Raw genomic sequence first — 17,086 nt, forward strand, 5'->3', positions numbered from 1 at the left:
TTTCTCCCTACTGCCCGTTCTTCGAATACATCACCTTCGCGCTGATCCCCTTGATCTTTCCAAGCTTCCCTGAAAGCGCATTGATCCAGTCAGACGGGGCATCAACGATGACGCTGATGATGTTCACTTGCTTCTTCTCGTACGGAAGTCCCATTCTTCCGATAATATACGGGCTGTAATCGTGAAGGATTCTGTTGATCTCCCCCACAGCCTCTTTATCTTCCACAATAATTCCCACTACCGCGATTCTTGTTTCCTGTTCCATACTGCTCTCCTTCTGTCCTGTCCGAAATCATTTCCTTCATCTTAATGCGCCGGGAATCCTTATGTCAAGTGTGCACAAAAAAATAGTCCCGGCATACAGACTCTCTGCGTCCACACTGCCGGAACTATTCTTCATATTTTCTGCCGCTGTTTTACAACACACCAGCCTTTATTACTTTCTCACAAGCAGAGACTTACCAGTCATCTCTTTCGGCTGTTCCATTCCCATAAGTTCAATCAGGGTCGGAGCGATATCTGCAAGGCAGCCGCCCTCTCTGAGGCCGCAGCCCTCGCCCGCGTTTACAAGAATGAACGGAACCGGGTTTGTTGTGTGAGCGGTCCACGGCTCTCCTGTCTTGTAGTCGATCAGCTGCTCTGCGTTTCCGTGGTCAGCACAGATGAACATCACGCCATCAACCTCTTTGATTGCCTCAACTGCTTTTCCAACGCACTCGTCGACAGCCTCGATAGCCTTGACCGCTGCGTTCTCAACGCCTGTGTGGCCTACCATATCCGGATTTGCGAAGTTTACGATGATAACATCATATTTTCCGGAGCGGATCGCGTCTGTCAGCTTCTCACAAACGGCCGGTGCGCTCATCTCCGGCTGAAGGTCATATGTTGCGACCTTCGGGGACTTCACAAGGATACGGTCCTCACCCGGATTCGGCTCCTCAACGCCGCCGTTGAAGAAGAAGGTAACGTGGGCATATTTCTCTGTCTCAGCAATTCTCGCCTGAGTCTTCCCGTGGGCAGCAAGGAACTCACCGAGAGTATTCTTAATCGTCTCTTTCTTGAATGCGACAAGTTTGTTCGGGATCGTCTCATCGTAATCAACAAAGCATACATAGGTGGTCTTGATCCTCTTCGCTCTCGCAAATCCTGTAAACTCGTCATCACAGAATGCGCGGGTCATCTCTCTTGCGCGGTCCGGACGGAAGTTGAAGAAGATCACGGAATCATTGTCCTTAATGGTTCCGATCGCATTTCCATCTTCTCCTGTCACGACAGCCGGAACAACGAACTCATCTGTCTTTCCGTCATCGTAGGACGCCTGAATCAATTCCGTCGCGGATGTTCCCTTATTGCCCTCGCCCGCTGTCAGTGCCTTATACGCAAGTTCCACACGGTCCCAGCGGTTATCACGGTCCATCGCATAGTAACGTCCCATAACGGATGCCACCTTGCCGACACCGAGCTCTTTCATCTTCTCCTCTAAAGCTGCGACAAAATCCTTTCCGGATGCCGGCGGAGTGTCACGTCCGTCTAAGAAGCAGTGAACGAATACTTTGTCGAGACCGTTTCTCTTTGCGAGCTCTAAGAGTCCGTAAACATGGGTGATATGGCTGTGTACGCCGCCGTCGGATAAGAGTCCGAACAGGTGAAGCGCGGAGTTATTCTTCTTGCAGTTCTCAACAGCTGCAAGGAACTCTTCGTTCTTGAAGAAATCGCCGTCCTGGATAGACTTTGTGATTCTTGTCAGTTCCTGGTAAACAATGCGGCCTGCGCCCATGTTCAGGTGTCCGACCTCAGAGTTTCCCATCTGTCCCTCCGGAAGTCCGACAGCAAGTCCGCTGGCCTGACCCTCCACAAACGGGCACTCCTTCATTAAGCGGTCCATCACCGGCTTCTTCGCCTCGTATACCGCATTTCCTTCATGTGTTTTATTCAGTCCGTAACCATCGAGGATCATTAACACTACTGGCTTTTTGCTCATGATTTTTTCTCCTTTATTGCGTGACTGCAGGAGCCCGCTCCAAACGGCAGCTTCCTGCGTTCTTTATAAATGCAATCATATTTCTGCGGTCGGAACGGAGCTTTCCGTCCAACGCTTTGATATCGGTACTATCATCGCAGAAACATCTATATTTTATACCAATTAGAACGTTCCTGCAACCGTTTCGGAGTAGAAATTGTTATAATTTTATCAGTCTTGATCTGCACGATCCTCCCCGCCTTCTTTCTCTCCGTAATTTCCACTCCAGAAAACTCATGCCCGAAAAAGGAGCTTCCTTCCAGGTGAGCATTCTATCCTACAGCGATTTCACAATTTTTTCACATCAAACACAATATTTCGACACATTTTTCCAGTATCCTGTAAAGCGTAACAGGACAGCAAGCCTGGAACAAAATATACTTTTTCATACTTGACCGGCAGAGCGTTCTGCCGGTCCCTCCCTTTTGTTTTAAAAACATTTACAATATAAATCCCCTCTTTTAAGTCTGCCGCAGGATCGGAAATGCGGCAGTCTTTTTATTCATTCCGTCAATCGCTTGAAATACAGTTCTGTATAACAGACTGTACTGAAATATGATTCATGCATCTTCATATTGCTTGCATTTAGGATCTGCCGTCAGGGTCATAGTGTTCTTATCGATCTTTGAATTGAATTTTCATGTTTCTTTTCGATTTTTTTGGTTTCTGTGAACTTTCCGGACATTTTTCTTCCTGCTCGCAGCGCATGATTCCCATACCCATCGATTGCTGTTTTTCCTTATAAAATAAGGCTTTGTGAGGTTTTTCTTGATCCCGGAAGATTCGCCGAAAAAACTTTTTTTCAAAAAATTGAAATTTTTTCAAAAAAACGCTTGCATTTTTTTCAAGGTCATGCTATTATATACGAGTCGCTGGTGAACAGCACAAAACACAAAGCCTTAAAGACATCGAGGCGTGGCTCAGTTTGGTAGAGCGCTGCGTTCGGGACGCAGAGGTCGCAAGTTCGAATCTTGTCGCCTCGATTCCGGCCTGTTGGTCAAGCGGTCAAGACGACGCCCTCTCACGGCGTAAACCCGGGTTCGATTCCCGGACAGGTCATGAAGCTGTATGGAATTCCATATAGCTTCTTTTTTTATATCTATCATAGTTTTCATTAATACAAGAAAAGGGGCTGTCGCATTAGCAAATATTTTTTGCTGGGCGGCAGCCCTGCTTTATGCCCAAATGGCATCGAAATCGGTCACGTTTTCGATGCCATTCTTTATAAACGCAGTTCATTCCCAGGCATCCCTTTCGGCATGCCTTATTTCAGGCTGTTTTGTTTTCAACTATCAAAATCTATGCCCTTTTTAATGGAAAAAGATAACTTCCCGTTCTTCCGGTCTGAATCTTGCAATGAAGCTTATTGATATTTCGTCCCATCGCCAGAAGGATGCTCTCTGCCAGTGCATTTGCCTTTCCACGATACAGATATCTTCGAAAATTCATGTCCTCTTTTACGTCAGCAAAAGAACCTTCTGCCTGAATACTGCGATTCATACGGAGCATCGTTCCATACTCACTTGTGATCCGTTCCAGATCTTCTGCGCGTTTCTGGCTCATTGTTTTTGAAACCATCAGCACTTTATTGCGCTTTTCCATAGGTGTTTTGCAGTTGTTTCCCTTGATACATTCCGTTTTATAAGGACAACCAGTGCAGTCTGGGCTTCTGTAATAAGTTTTTACACTGACATATCCGCTAGTTGTTTTACTTCTGCGTTCATTTGTGACAGTTAGTTCCCTTCCGTTGAGGCAGATGTAGCTGTCTCTGTCTGCATGGTACTCCATGTTTTCCCTTCTACTGATGTCTTTTTTGTATTTTCGGGTCTTCGAAATCTCATAGTTCTGCGGCTTTATATAGGCGGTCTGTCCGTTTTCCTCAATGAAAAGATAGTTCTCTTCACTTTCGTACCCGGCATCTGCAACGACTTCTGAATACTTAAATCCCAGGTGATTCTCCATGTCTTTCAAAAACGGGATCAGGGTACGTGTATCGGTAGGGTGCGGGCTGATATCGATCCATGTGATGTATTCGGAATCCACTCCATGCTGAATGTTATAAGCAGGCTTTAACTGTCCATTCAGCATCGCGTCCTCTTTCATTCTCATGAAGGTTGCGTCAGGGTCTGTTTTGGAATAGCTGTTTCTATCCCCAAGCGTATACAGCTTTTTTGTATATTCCTTTAGTTTCTCCAGATATTGATCCAGCTGTTCCAGAGATTTCTGTAATTGTGTTTTTCTACGCCCGATTCCATGTACAAACACAATTCCCTCCTGCACTTTTATGCGGCACAACTGCTTCTTTAACCGTTTTAATGTGTGGATGGATATCCGGTCATGGTATACGGTCCTGATTCCATAGAGTTCTTCGCATTCAGCCACAAAAGAAGATAGTTTTGTGTATAACCGGGCCTGATTTTTCGTAATAGCCCGTTTCCATACAAAGGTATATTTATTGGCTGCAGACTCGATCTTGGTGCCATCAATAAAAATGGTCTTTCCTGAGATCTCACCAAGAAGATAGAGCAGATCTGACATTTGGGCAAGCAGTACCTTTGCACAAGCCGAAAAATGCAGGGAGATAAAACGCGCGATCGTTGCATGGTCAGGAGCCGGCATTCCTTCCAGGAGGTACATAAAGTTGATATCCCGTTTGCATGCCTTTTGGATATCCCTGCTTGAGTAGATTCGATTCATTGCTGCATAGATGACGAGTTTCAGCATCTGACGCGGCGTTGCCTGATTTTTTCTGATCCTGCTGTAAGTTTTATACAGTTCAGAAAGGTCCATTTCCTCCACAAAGGCACTTACCAGACGAACCGGATCATCAGATGGAATAGAAATCTCTAAATCCAGCGGAAGTTTGATTTGATAATACAGAGAAAAAGAGGTATAATCTCTCTGTATTATTTTGTTTAGTCGCATAAACTGATTATACCACGAACGCCGGGCTTTTCGAAGCTCGGCGTTTTGTGTTGGAAATATGAAATGAGCTGCCGCACGTTAGTGCGACAGCCCCTTTTTGCGTCGCATGAGAAAAGTTCACCACATTTCTTAGCTGCCTACATCATATTCTATTTTTTTTAAATGTCAATATGATATCAAAATCACCCATCCAAAGAGCTCCAGACCGAAACCTATTTCCATACGCTATGACTTATTTCAATTTTTTTCACAAATAATTCATGTTTTCTTCCCTCTTTTTGTTACAATTTATGCTATAATGTCAATAGACGAGTCATGGTGAAGTATCATGACTCTATTTACGCAAGAAAAAGCTGATCCGCTGCTTCTTTTGGACCGGTTTTTGCGCCACTGACCCGGCGGCGGCTGCCGCCTGTACCCGAAGGAGGAACATCGAGAACTTATGGATTACGCAGTATTAAAAAAGAACTTTGAAAACCATCGTTTTCATACATCATATTTCGAGACAAAGGAGGAAGCTGCCGCTTATCTGAGTAACCAGATCAAGGGCGAGAAAGTCGGCTTTGGCGGCTCCATCACCGCAAAAGAGATGAATCTCTTTGAGGTCCTCGGAAAAGACAACGAAGTGATCTGGCACTGGGAACAGGGACCGGATGCAAGGATCCGGGCAAAAAAAGAATCTACCGTATACATACTGAGCGCAAATGCCGCTGCAGAGACCGGACAGATCATCAACATCGACGGGACCGGAAACCGTCTTTCCGAGAGCTTATTTGGACCGAAACGAGTATACTATGTGATCGGGAAAAATAAGATCGCGCCGGATCTGTCCTCCGCAATGGATCGCGCACGAAATATCGCCTGTCCAAAGAACGCGGCGCGTTTTAACAAGAAGACTCCTTGCGTCGTGTCCGATGACAAAAAGTGCTATGACTGCAACAGTCCGGAGAGGATCTGTAACGCGATCCTGATCTTAGAACGCCCCTGTACCGGAATGGAAGTTGAAATGGTATTTATCAATGAAGATCTTGGATATTAAAGGAGAGACACATGAATATTCTGTTTTTTCTGACACCAAAGAGTGATGTGGCATTTATCTATTCTGACGCGAACCTGAGAGAAGCGATCGACCTGATGGAAGCGCACCGCTACTCCGCCCTGCCGATCCTTACGAAACAAGGACGGTATGCCGGAACGCTGACGGAGGGCGACCTGCTCTGGTACATGAAGAGCCATATGAACCAGAGTTTAAAGGATATGGAGCTGATCTCCATCATGGAAGTAAAGCGCCGTCAGGACAACAGCCCGGTAAATGCCGGTGCGAAAATGGAAGATCTGCTGGACAAGGCGATGCAGCAGAACTTTGTCCCGGTACTCGATGACAATAAATCCTTTATCGGAATCATCACGCGACGTGATATCATGAAATATTTTTCCGGTTCCTATAAGAAAACAGGAAATGCTTAAGTTATTGGATTCCGGTTCAAATGGCTTTTTCCAGACTGTCGCATAAATTCCTGTCATTTTCTTCCAGCATCATTTTCTGCCGTCCGGTTATACTGATACCATCCCAGAAAAAGGTGGTGAGAAATGATGAATCAGGAAAAGAACGACAGCATCCAGTGCTCGATCCATAACTGCGTGCATCATGCGGAAAATGTGGATTACTGCACCTTAGACCGCATCCATGTAGGAACGCATGAGCTCAATCCTACAAAAAAGGAATGTACCGACTGTGATTCCTTCCAGTGCAAGATGTAGTCCTGTCTGACCCTTGACGAGAAAAGAGATCCCTTCCTCCCATAAATTTTATGAAAAAGGAACGGGATCTCTTTTTCTATTCTTCTACCGTGAATTTCCTGCCCTCACCGGTGCCGGATCGAAGCTCGGATTGAACGCATAGAAATTTCTGGAATCGAGCCGGTCCTGGAGGCCGCGGAGTGCTTCGCCGAAGCGCTGGAAATGGACGATCTCGCGTTTTCTGAGGAAACGGATCGGTTCGCAGACATCTGGATCCGTCACGACACGAAGGATGTTGTCGTAGGTGCTCCGGGCTTTCTGTTCCGCAGCAAGGTCCTCAAACAGATCGGTGATCGGATCACCTTTCGACTGGAATTCGCAGGCATTAAACGGCACGCCGCCGGCTGCCTGGGGCCAGATCCCTGTGGCATGGTCGATATAGTACGGGCCGAATCCCTGCGCTTCCAGCTCCTCCGCTGTTAAGTTTCTCGTAAGCTGGTGAACGATCGCCGCGACGATCTCCAGATGGGCGAGCTCCTCCGTTCCGATATCCGTCAGAACCGCTTTCTGCTCCCCATACGGCATTGAGTAGCGCTGGGAGAGATAGCGCATGGACGCACCCATCTCGCCGTCAGGTCCACCGTACTGGCTCATGATAAACTGTGCCATCTTCGCATTCGGCTCCTTAATATTCACCGGAAACTGCAGTCTTTTTTCATAGACCCACATCTTAACATCCTCCTTCCCACGGCCATTTTTCAGTTACCCAGTCCCAGGATGAGGATGTCACATCGGCATATCTCAATGGTCCAAACTGGCTTTCATAGGCGGCAATGGCCTGATTTCGCATGTCGCGGACAGCCTGGTAATAGCGGAGTGCATCCTGATTTTCCGGATGAGTGTCCAGGAACAGGACCACATCATCCATCGCAAATCCTGCCTCCATGATCTGGCGCATCAGTGCCTCTTTATCCTGAAATATCATGTCTCCACCGCCCTGACAGCTGCCGCACGCCGGCACGACATTCTGAGCAGACAGGCGCGGATCACGGATCGGTTCTGCCGGCATTCCCGGCATCATACTGCATCGATAGAATTCTTTCATCTTCTGCACCTCCCCATCGCGAATGGAAGATCCAGAGTCGGGAAGATCGTCCCCCGGACAAAGCCTCTGGCTAACGGATATGTGGTTCCCCACATCTGCACCGGGACGTAGCCCATTCCTACCGGAAATATCGGATCATTGCCGTCAAAGCAGGCACGGGACACCGGGCGGACGACAGGTCCCGGGCCGGAAATATCAGATGGAAGTCTGCCGCAGCCGCAGGGAGAAGTCCGGGCGGTATCCGGCAGATCAGAATTTCTGCAATTCATATGCGGATGTCTCCTTTCTTTGTTCTGATATTATGGTATGCACAAAATCAAAAATGGGATCTTTCCACTGCGAAAAAGAGCCTTCAGAAATTTCTCCCTGAAAGCTCTTCCACAAAACTCCTCTTTATTTTATTGCCGCACACTGTCTCTTCCCTGCGCATCCATAACCGGATTGATTCGTGGGCACAGGTATGACACTGACCGGGGTGATCCATCCCGCTCACTCCAGAAAATCCAGCGCATCCACCGGAACGCCGTCTTTTAAGAATTCGAAGAACACATTCGTTCCTTCCACCGTATAGTATTTCGTCGGCTCCGCGACATAGCCTAAAAGGTCGCCCCGGTGGACATACTCGTTTTCCACGACCGGGATCTCCTTTAACTGACCGCAGACGGCTGTGTAGCCGTTTCCAAAGTCGAGATCGACATAGTTTCCGATCTCCTCATTCGTCCCCACAGAGACGATCCTGGCGTCCGCAGGGGCCGATACCGGGGTGCTCACCTCGCTCTGGATCACATTTGCCGGGTTGACTTTATACTGGTCCAGCGTCGGAAAATATGTCGTGGTGTCCATGCTGTAGCCGAGAACGATGTTCCCGTTTACAGGCCAGGCGAGCTTGTCCGTATCGGCAAAGTCGAGCACCAGGGACTCCGTGACGGCAGCTCCGGCTTCCGCCATGGAACGATCCGATGCAGCCCCGGCTCCGCCTGCCGCATCCGCAAGACCGGTATCCTCAGAAATGCCCGGGGCAGCGGCAGCAGGATCCGTGCCTGTTCCCGCCTCATTTTCCGCAAGCGCAGCATTTCTGCCATCTCCGGTATTTTCCACGTTTCTGGTTTCATCTTTTAATGCCGCCAGTTCCCCGGCCAAAGTATCCCCTCCGGACTCTGCGCCTGCGTTGGAATCCCCCGCGATCACATGGTCCGGATCTTCGATCTCCAGATAGGGACTCTTTTCGATATTTTCTCTCCCCTTCTGGATCCTCACAACTCCTGCTGCCGCAACAATAGTCAGCAGGCCGAGCACGAGCATGACAAGGACAAATTTGTCCCTGAACAGCTGATTTCCTTTTTCTTTCACGTTTATCACCTCGGTTATATTTTTACCCGTGATGATAAAGTTATTCACAAAAGCAAAAAATTCTGCGATAATTCAGCAAGTCTGCACATTTGCCGGACAGACCGCACAATGCTCACAACAGAACATATGCCCCGGCACATTCCTGCACTGGGCACAGTCGTTTGCAGCATTCTTCAGCTTCGCGCAAACGCACATCATTAGCACATCGTGCCAGCAGCACGCAATCCTGATAAAAAAGGAGCAGAGTCATTCATGCCAGATCCTCTACTCCGCGATCTTCACGATTTCGATCCCCCGGAAATAATATTTCAGCAGTTCCTGAAACGCACTCCCCTGCTCTCTCTCCATGGCGTCCGCCCCAGCCTGCGAAAATCCGTATCCGCTGCCGATCCCTTTCGAGGATACCCGGATCTTTCCGTCCGCGGAGGAAAAATAAAAGCATGATGACGAAAGTCCCAGGGAATCCCGGACCTCATCTCCCGTATAGTCCATATTTCCGATCTGCGCCCTTTTTACATATCCGGCACTGTCCCGCTCGATGATCTGGATCTTCTCCGCGATCCCGTCCGCAGCCGGCTGCGGTCCGCCGATCCGCCCGATCCTGTCCGCAAACTCGCTTTCCGTGAACGTCCGGACATATAAAAATCCTTCCGTTTCCAGATCCCCCGGACTCTCCACAGAAGAAAGATACGGATACGCCGCCAGCTCTCTCGTCTTTCCTGCCGACGCGAGACAGTAGAACGGCTCGATCAGTTCCCCGTCATACTCCGCGACAAGTCCTTCCGTCTCCCGGACCGCCCTGCGGACCTTCTCATAGTACTCCTCAAAATGTTCGTTTCCCCACTTTTTCTCCATCTCCCGTACACTCAGGCAGTCGATGTCCAACTCTTCCTCCATAAGGTCCCGGTCCAGAGTCCTGCTCCGTTTTCCCCATCCCGCAGCTCCGGCGCCGCTGTCTGTTCCCGGATCCGCACTTCCCGGATCGTCCGTGTTTTCCCCACCGATCCCGGGATCCACGATCCGGTACACATACGTCCTTGCGAGCACGGCCTGCGCCTTCATTGTCTCAATCCCATATTCCGCCGGGATCTCCGCCGCCACCATCCCCACGAGAAACTCCTCTGTCGGAATGCTCTCCCCCACATCCGTCCGGATCCTGCCTGTCCACGCGAGAGTCGTCACATAGGGGATCATGACCATCGCGAACAGGAGCATAAAAAATCGTTTCATAAAAAATACCCGCCTCATACACCGTGATATTTCCAGTGTATGAAGCGGGTGATTCTTTTATGTTAGTAATATTGTAACTATTCAGTAGGTCTGCGCACTTGCTGCGCTGACCGTAATAAAACATGGGACGGAAGGCAAAAATCCCATCGGCGAAGCCGATCTGGAATGGATTTTTGCTCGTAACTTGCCATGCATCCGAAGGAAATCTCCGAGGGGAGGTTTCTGTAGGTGTGAGGGTACTGAACAGTTACGTAATATTTTAAGTGTCGGATTACAGCTCTACCTTGATCTTCTTCAGATGCCAGATATCCCTTACATACTCTTCGATCGTACGGTCAGAGGAGAACTTTCCTGCAGATGCGGTATTGAGCATTGCGGTTCTTGCCCACCACTTCTCATCGCGGTATGCCTGGTCGATCTTCTTATGAGCTTCCGCATAGGAACGGAAGTCCTTTAAGATAAAGTAGGTATCTGCGCGATCACTGCTCTGTGTGTTGAGCAGGGAATTGTAGATATCGCGGAACAGCTCCGGATCCTGCGGAGAATAGTAACCGTTGATCAGCTGCATCAGAACACGGCGGATATCCTGGTCATTGTTGAAGATATCCATCGGGTTGTAGCCACCGTTGTTCTCAAGGTTGATGATCTCATCTGCGGACGCTCCGAAGATGAACATGTTGTCCTTGCCGACTTCCTCCGCCATCTCGACGTTCGCACCATCCATGGTTCCGATCGTCAGAGCGCCGTTTAACATGAACTTCATGTTTCCGGTACCGGACGCTTCCTTACTTGCTGTGGAGATCTGCTCGCTGACATCAGCGGCGGAGAAGATCAGCTCTGCGTTGGATACACGGTAATCTTCAATGAATACGACCTTTAACTTGCCGCCGATGGACTTATCGTTGTTGATCACGTTTGCTACATTGTTGATGAGCTTGATGGTCAGCTTCGCGCGCTTATATCCGGCAGCTGCCTTTGCGCCGAAGATGAAGGTTCTCGGAACGATATCCATATTCGGGTTATCTTTTAACTGGTTGTAGAGATACATCACATGAAGGATGTTCATGAGCTGTCTCTTGTACTCATGCAGACGTTTTACCTGAACATCGAAGATGGAACGCGGGTCAACGTCGATTCCGTTGTGTTCCTTGATGTACTTCGCAAGACGGATCTTGTTCTGGTACTTGATGTTCATGAACTCCTGCTGGCACTTCTCGTCATCCACATAGACAGAGAGTTTTTTGATATTGGAGAGGTCGGTGATCCACTCGTTTCCAATCTTGTCGGTTACCCAGTCTGCAAGCAGCGGGTTTCCGTGAAGAAGGAAACGTCTCTGGGTGATACCGTTCGTCTTGTTGTTGAACTTCTCCGGCATCATCTCATAGAAGTCACGAAGCTCCTGTTTCTCAAGGATCTCTGTGTGGAGCTTCGCAACGCCGTTTACGGAGAAGCTGCCGACGATCGCGAGGTAAGCCATGCGGACCTGTCCGTCGTAAATGATCGCCATTCTGCGGATCTTCTCGTTGTCGCCCGGATATCTCTGCTGGATCTGGGCAACGAAGCGGCGGTTGATCTCCTCAACGATCTGGTAAACACGCGGAAGAAGGCGGGAGAAGAGCTCGATTGGCCATTTCTCAAGAGCTTCCGCCATGATCGTGTGGTTCGTGTAGGCACATGTCTTTGTGGTGATCTCCCAGGCCTCATCCCACTCTAAGTTCTCCTCGTCAAGTAAGATACGCATTAACTCAGCGACAGCAACGGTCGGATGTGTATCGTTTAACTGGAAGGATGCCTTCTCATAGAATTTATGGATATCGTCATGCTTTTCCTTGTACTTTTTGATGGCACGCTGAACACTGGCAGAAATAAAGAAATACTGCTGTTTTAAGCGAAGCTCTTTTCCGGAATAATGGTTATCATTCGGATAAAGGACTTCAACGATGGTCTTTGCCAGATTCTCCTGCTCAACGGCTTTCTGGTAGTCACCTTTGTCGAACTCGCTTAAGTTGAAGGTGTTCACAGGCTGTGCATCCCAGATTCTCAAGGAGTTTACGACATTGTTGCCGTATCCCACGATCGGAATATCATATGGAACTGCCATAACAGACTGGTAGCCCTTCTGTACAAAATGATTTCTCTTTCCGTCCCACTCGGTCTCCACATAACCGCCGAACTTGACCTCCGTCGCGTACTCTGCGCGGCGGATCTCAAACGGATAGCCATCCTTTAACCACTCATCCGGAACCTCAATCTGATATCCGTCACGGATCTGCTGTTTGAACATTCCATAACGATAACGAATACCGCAGCCATATGCCGGATAGCCTAAAGATGCAAGGGAATCCAAAAAGCATGCCGCAAGACGTCCAAGACCGCCGTTTCCGAGTGCCGGATCCCGTTCCTGATCCTCAATGGAATTCAGGTCAAATCCCAGTTCAGAGAGTGCCTCCTCGATCTCCTTCTGCTCACAGAGACTGATGATGTTGTTTCCGAGGAAACGACCGGTCAGGAACTCCATGGACATGTAGTAAACGATCTTCGCATCCTGCTTGTCGTACTCTTTATGAGTCGCGATCCAACGGTCGATGATCATGTCCTTGACTGCAAGTGCGACAGCCTGGTAAACCATAGCCGGAGTCGCCTCGTCGATCGTTTTGCGGTAGATGCTCTTTACGTTGAACACAATGGTCTTCTTCAGTTCATCCTTGTTAATTGTCTGACTCACCCCTAAAGTCCTCCTTTATACTCTCTTAATGGCCGGATCCCGCGCCATGCCTCTTCAGGCCGCGTCTGTGATCCGGTCCATGTGAACCCCTTATTTACAGGAAGGTTCCGCATTGCGGGTCTGTCCATAAATATTGTTCATGAAATCCCCGCGCTGCGGAACTTTTTCCTGTTGTCATCCGTCTATTTTGTCACTTTCGCGACACCGAGTACAACATCTTCACCGTTGATGTTCCACTCTTTTGTATATCCAGTCATCTCGCCGAGCGTGATGCTGTCGGCCATGACTTCGCTCTTTAACTCGTCTGCGTACTTCTTGATCAGATCTGCGATCTTCTCATTCTTGTCCACGTAAACGTAGATGTGGTCCATAACCTCGAATCCGGCCTCTTTACGCATCGTCTGGATCTTGCTGACGATCTCGCGGTAGAAGCCTTCCTCGAGAAGCTCCGGTGTCAGAGTCGTGTCGAGAACAACTGTCACGGTGTTGTCCGCCTCGGATACATAACCTTCTGTCTGTGCCATGTCGATCAGAAGATCATCCTTTGTGAGAACAACCTCGTTTCCGTCAAAGTTGAAGGTCAGAGCGCCCTTCTCGTTTAACGTATCCATTGCAGCGTTTCCGTCTAACTCAGCGAGAGCTTTCTTGATGTTTCCGAGCTGTTTTCCGTACTTCGGTCCTACGGTCTTAAGCTGCGGCTTGAAGGTGTAGGATGTGAAGTTTCTGACATCGTCCGTGAACTCTACGGACTTCACGTTTAACTCGTCCTCGATGATCTCCTGGTAGAACTCCGGAAGGTGTTCCGGTGCCTTTACGAACATTCTGGCGATCGGCTGACGGTTCTTGATGTTTGCGGTATTTCTTGCCGCACGTCCCATAACAACGATCTTTAATACTTCATCCATCTTCGCTTCCAGCTCGGCATCGATATGTGCCTCATCAACGGTCGGGAAGTCGCAGAGGTGGATGCTCTCCGGAGCCGTCTTGTCGATGGATCTTACCAGGTTCTGGTAGATCTCCTCTGTCATGAACGGGATCATCGGAGCTGCTGCCTTACTGATCGTCACGAGAGCTGTGTAGAGAGTCATGTAAGCATTGATCTTATCCTGCTCCATGCCCTTTGCCCAGAAACGCTCACGGCTTCTTCTTACATACCAGTTGCTCATGTCATCCACGAACTCCTGGAGTGCTCTTGCAGCCTCCGGGATGCGGTAGTTCGCAAGGTCGTCATCCACTGCCTTAACAGTAGAATTTAACTTGGATAACAGCCATTTGTCCATGACCGGAAGTTTATCGTATTCCAGTGTATACTTGGTTGCGTCGAAGTTGTCGATATTTGCGTAGAGAACGAAGAATGCGTAGGTATTCCAGAGAGTACCCATGAACTTTCTCTGTCCTTCCATAACGGCCTTTCCGTGGAAACGGTTCGGCAGCCACGGTGCACTGTTGATGTAGAAGTACCAGCGGATCGCGTCAGCGCCGTATGTCTTTAATGCGTCGAACGGATCAACGGCATTTCCCTTGGACTTACTCATCTTCTGTCCGTTCTCATCCTGAACGTGACCGAGAACGATAACGTTCTGGTACGGCGGCTCATTAAAGAGCAGCGTGGACTCGGCAAGGAGGGAGTAGAACCATCCTCTTGTCTGGTCAACGGCCTCGGAGATGAACTGTGCCGGGAACTGTTTGTGGAAAAGCTCCTGGTTCTCAAACGGATAGTGATGCTGTGCGAACGGCATTGCACCGGAGTCGAACCAGCAGTCGATAACCTCCGGTACACGGTGCATTTCTTTTCCGCAGTCCGGGCAGGTGATCACTACATCATCGATAAACGGACGGTGAAGCTCAACCTCTCCCTTGTCTCCATCCATCTCTTTGCTGTATTTCTTTACAACATCCTGATAGTTCGGGCTCATCTTCTTTAATTCTTCACGGCTGCCGATGCAGTGCATCTTTCCGCACTCACACTGCCATACCGGAAGAGGTGTGCCCCAGTAACGGTTTCTGGAGATTCCCCAGTCCTGAACGTTCTCCAGCCAGTCGCCGAAGCGTCCTTTACCGATGGATTCCGGGATCCAGTTAATCTTATTGTTGTTGCGGATCAGGTCATCCTTCACCGCTGTCATCTTGATGAACCAGGACTCTCTCGCATAGTAGATCAACGGTGTGTCACAGCGCCAGCAGAACGGGTAGCTGTGCTCGAATGCCGGTGCCTCGAATAACAGACCTTTTTCCTTTAAGTCTTTTAAGACCATCGGATCCGCTTTCTTCACGAATACGCCTGCATACGGAGTTTCCTTTGTCATGTCGCCCTTTGCATCTACAAGCTGTACAAACGGGAGATCATAACGACGGCCTACCTGGGCATCGTCCTCACCAAAAGCCGGTGCAATGTGTACCACGCCGGTACCGTCTGTCAGGGTAACATAATCCGCGCATGTCACGAAGTATGCTTTCTTGTGCTGTTTCTCGCAGATCTCCACCGCACAATCAAATAACGGCTCATATTCCTTGTACTCAAGGTCCTTACCGGTGCATGTCTCAAGAACCTCATATGCCGGAGTTCCGTTTTCCTTATCCGCAAGCTTTCCGAGAACGGCATCAAGCAGGGCTTCTGCCATATAGTAGGTATAACCGTCTGCGGCCTTTACTTTTGCGTATGTCTCTTTCGGGTTTACGCAGAGTGCCACGTTGCTCGGAAGAGTCCACGGTGTTGTGGTCCATGCAAGGAAATATGCGTCCTCGCCTTTTACTTTGAAGCGGGCGATGGCAGATTTTTCCTTTACATCCTTATATCCCTGGGCAACCTCATGGCTGGAAAGCGGTGTTCCGCAGCGCGGGCAGTACGGAACGATCTTGAATCCCTTGTAGAGGAGTCCTTTGTCCCAGATCTGTTTTAATGCCCACCATTCGGATTCGATATAGTCATCATGGTAGGTAACATACGGATTATCCATATCAGCCCAGAAACCAACGGTGCTGGAGAAATCCTCCCACATTCCTTTGTATTTCCAGACGCTCTCTTTACATTTCTCGATGAACGGCTCAACACCGTACTGCTCGATCTGCTCTTTTCCGTCGAGACCAAGAAGCTTCTCGACCTCAAGCTCTACCGGAAGTCCGTGGGTATCCCAGCCGGCTTTACGCGGAACCATGTATCCTTTCATGGTGCGGTATCTCGGGATCATGTCTTTGATAACACGGGTAAGTACGTGTCCGATATGCGGCTTGCCGTTTGCGGTAGGCGGTCCGTCATAGAACACGTATGGGGTTCCTTTTCTGCGGCTGTCGATACTTTTTTCAAAGATTTTTTCGTCTTTCCAGAATTTCTCAACCTTTTTTTCCCTGTCCACAAAGTTCAGGTCTGTTGATACTTTCTCGTACATGACACATTTCCTCCAATTCTTTTTTTCGCGCGGGGCTTTCTCGTTGCCTCGGCTTCCCTCTGCACTCTCCGCAGACGGTCCCCTGCCGCGCTCTTCGTGTTTTTGTGTGTCGTATGTCAGGTCCGCCCAGCGCCTTTCCGGTGCCGTCGGTTGGTAATAAAGAAATAAAAAAGCCCTGTTCCAATGAGAACAGGGCGAAATAACGCTTTTAACCACCTATTACTGCATACTGACATATGAGTTTCCGTTAACGGCGGAAAAGGCCGGGGACACTTACTTTCCGGGAACACGGTCCGCACCCGGGGTTCAGCTTCCAGCTCGGGAGTGATCTTCCTTTCACGAAAAAGCACCGGGCTTCCATCGTCCCCGGCTCGCTTTGGCTTTCTGCTTGTGAACCTACTGTCTCCGTCATGGCTTTTTTCTATGATCGCCTGCATCTTAGATATACAGACAAATCAATTATAAATATAAGGTATTTAAAAGTCAAGGGAATCCCCCGACTGTTGCGAATTCTTTCCATATTTTCTCTTTGTTCGGTTTTCTTTCTAAGGTTTTTAGTCATATTTTACGTTCTTTTTAATTGATCGTTACTTTTTTAACGTAAA

Annotated in this window: 13 protein-coding genes and 2 tRNA genes; 5 read left to right on the plus strand and 10 right to left on the minus strand. The window is 48.9% G+C overall.

Translation table 11 applies throughout. From position 1 onward, the window contains the following. Positions 1 to 7: 7 nt before the first annotated feature. Complete coding sequence (locus tag ACXMYH_RS11975; RefSeq protein WP_118599001.1) at positions 8 to 265, minus strand: TM1266 family iron-only hydrogenase system putative regulator; 258 nt, start codon at positions 263 to 265, stop codon at positions 8 to 10. A 171-nt stretch (positions 266 to 436) separates the two neighbouring features. Then, entirely contained in the window at positions 437 to 1,981 is a 1,545-nt protein-coding gene (gene gpmI, locus ACXMYH_RS11980; protein ID WP_486554965.1) for a 2,3-bisphosphoglycerate-independent phosphoglycerate mutase, read from the minus strand. Positions 1,982 to 2,929: 948 nt separating this feature from the next. On the opposite strand from gpmI, the gene ACXMYH_RS11985 reads away from it, so the two are divergent. Together ACXMYH_RS11985 and ACXMYH_RS11990 are read left to right on the plus strand one after the other, a co-directional pair. Beyond that, positions 2,930 to 3,003, plus strand: a tRNA-Pro gene (locus tag ACXMYH_RS11985). Positions 3,004 to 3,007: 4 nt separating this feature from the next. Next, positions 3,008 to 3,079: transfer RNA gene (locus ACXMYH_RS11990), tRNA-Glu, on the plus strand. A gap of 240 nt (positions 3,080 to 3,319) precedes the next feature. On the opposite strand, the gene ACXMYH_RS11995 is transcribed toward ACXMYH_RS11990, so the two are convergent. Further along, a complete protein-coding gene (locus ACXMYH_RS11995; protein WP_486554761.1) occupies positions 3,320 to 4,945 on the minus strand; it encodes an IS1182 family transposase in 1,626 nt (541 codons plus the stop codon). Between the two features lie 442 nt (positions 4,946 to 5,387). Between ACXMYH_RS11995 and ACXMYH_RS12000 the strand changes: the two genes are divergently transcribed. The 3 genes from ACXMYH_RS12000 (at position 5,388) to ACXMYH_RS12010 (ending at position 6,706) form a co-directional block, all read left to right on the plus strand. Continuing rightward, positions 5,388 to 5,984 carry a lactate utilization protein gene (locus tag ACXMYH_RS12000; protein ID WP_486554966.1) on the plus strand — a complete coding sequence of 199 codons (597 nt, stop codon included), beginning with the start codon at positions 5,388 to 5,390 and terminating at the stop codon, positions 5,982 to 5,984. Positions 5,985 to 5,995: 11 nt separating this feature from the next. Beyond that, complete coding sequence (locus ACXMYH_RS12005) at positions 5,996 to 6,412, plus strand: CBS domain-containing protein (protein ID WP_118530560.1); 417 nt, start codon at positions 5,996 to 5,998, stop codon at positions 6,410 to 6,412. 123 nt (positions 6,413 to 6,535) lie between these two features. Continuing rightward, complete coding sequence (locus ACXMYH_RS12010) at positions 6,536 to 6,706, plus strand: DUF1540 domain-containing protein (RefSeq protein ID WP_021903995.1); 171 nt, start codon at positions 6,536 to 6,538, stop codon at positions 6,704 to 6,706. Between the two features lie 84 nt (positions 6,707 to 6,790). On the opposite strand, the gene ACXMYH_RS12015 is transcribed toward ACXMYH_RS12010, so the two are convergent. The 7 genes from ACXMYH_RS12015 to ileS all read right to left on the minus strand — a co-directional run bounded on the left by ACXMYH_RS12015 (position 6,791) and on the right by ileS (position 16,481). After that, positions 6,791 to 7,414: a manganese catalase family protein gene (locus ACXMYH_RS12015; protein ID WP_486554967.1), complete on the minus strand. Its 624-nt coding sequence runs from the start codon at positions 7,412 to 7,414 to the stop codon at positions 6,791 to 6,793. Position 7,415: 1 nt separating this feature from the next. Further along, positions 7,416 to 7,790 carry a spore coat protein CotJB gene (locus ACXMYH_RS12020; protein WP_243106552.1) on the minus strand — a complete coding sequence of 125 codons (375 nt, stop codon included), beginning with the start codon at positions 7,788 to 7,790 and terminating at the stop codon, positions 7,416 to 7,418. Then, on the minus strand, positions 7,787 to 8,059 hold the full coding sequence (locus tag ACXMYH_RS12025; RefSeq protein ID WP_118514883.1) for a spore coat associated protein CotJA: 273 nt from the start codon (positions 8,057 to 8,059) through the stop codon (positions 7,787 to 7,789). Before ACXMYH_RS12025 ends, ACXMYH_RS12020 begins: the two co-directional genes overlap by 4 nt. 220 nt (positions 8,060 to 8,279) lie before the next feature. Continuing rightward, positions 8,280 to 9,140, minus strand: a complete 861-nt coding sequence (locus tag ACXMYH_RS12030; protein ID WP_329752113.1) for a M23 family metallopeptidase — start codon at positions 9,138 to 9,140, stop codon at positions 8,280 to 8,282. A 264-nt stretch (positions 9,141 to 9,404) separates the two neighbouring features. Continuing rightward, positions 9,405 to 10,370: a SpoIID/LytB domain-containing protein gene (locus ACXMYH_RS12035; RefSeq protein ID WP_329752112.1), complete on the minus strand. Its 966-nt coding sequence runs from the start codon at positions 10,368 to 10,370 to the stop codon at positions 9,405 to 9,407. Positions 10,371 to 10,641: 271 nt separating this feature from the next. Beyond that, a complete protein-coding gene (locus ACXMYH_RS12040; protein WP_486554968.1) occupies positions 10,642 to 13,095 on the minus strand; it encodes a glycogen/starch/alpha-glucan phosphorylase in 2,454 nt (817 codons plus the stop codon). 182 nt (positions 13,096 to 13,277) lie between these two features. Further along, the gene (gene ileS, locus ACXMYH_RS12045; RefSeq protein WP_486554969.1) at positions 13,278 to 16,481 is read right to left on the minus strand and encodes an isoleucine--tRNA ligase; all 3,204 of its coding nucleotides are present in this window, start codon (positions 16,479 to 16,481) and stop codon (positions 13,278 to 13,280) included. Positions 16,482 to 17,086 lie beyond the last annotated feature (605 nt).

This window comes from Pilosibacter sp. NGB245 (assembly GCF_057397225.1).

What these genes read in the sequence shown, in the direction of transcription:
- ileS (WP_486554969.1), bottom strand. Translation starts at nt 16,481, where the DNA reads ATGTACGAGAAAGTATCAACAGACCTGAACTTTGTGGACAGGGAAAAA.
- ACXMYH_RS12025 (WP_118514883.1), bottom strand. Translation starts at nt 8,059, where the DNA reads ATGAATTGCAGAAATTCTGATCTGCCGGATACCGCCCGGACTTCTCCC.
- ACXMYH_RS12000 (WP_486554966.1), top strand. Translation starts at nt 5,388, where the DNA reads ATGGATTACGCAGTATTAAAAAAGAACTTTGAAAACCATCGTTTTCAT.
- ACXMYH_RS11995 (WP_486554761.1), bottom strand. Translation starts at nt 4,945, where the DNA reads ATGCGACTAAACAAAATAATACAGAGAGATTATACCTCTTTTTCTCTG.
- ACXMYH_RS11975 (WP_118599001.1), bottom strand. Translation starts at nt 265, where the DNA reads ATGGAACAGGAAACAAGAATCGCGGTAGTGGGAATTATTGTGGAAGAT.
- ACXMYH_RS12020 (WP_243106552.1), bottom strand. Translation starts at nt 7,790, where the DNA reads ATGAAAGAATTCTATCGATGCAGTATGATGCCGGGAATGCCGGCAGAA.
- gpmI (WP_486554965.1), bottom strand. Translation starts at nt 1,981, where the DNA reads ATGAGCAAAAAGCCAGTAGTGTTAATGATCCTCGATGGTTACGGACTG.
- ACXMYH_RS12035 (WP_329752112.1), bottom strand. Translation starts at nt 10,370, where the DNA reads ATGAAACGATTTTTTATGCTCCTGTTCGCGATGGTCATGATCCCCTAT.
- ACXMYH_RS12015 (WP_486554967.1), bottom strand. Translation starts at nt 7,414, where the DNA reads ATGTGGGTCTATGAAAAAAGACTGCAGTTTCCGGTGAATATTAAGGAG.
- ACXMYH_RS12010 (WP_021903995.1), top strand. Translation starts at nt 6,536, where the DNA reads ATGATGAATCAGGAAAAGAACGACAGCATCCAGTGCTCGATCCATAAC.
- ACXMYH_RS12005 (WP_118530560.1), top strand. Translation starts at nt 5,996, where the DNA reads ATGAATATTCTGTTTTTTCTGACACCAAAGAGTGATGTGGCATTTATC.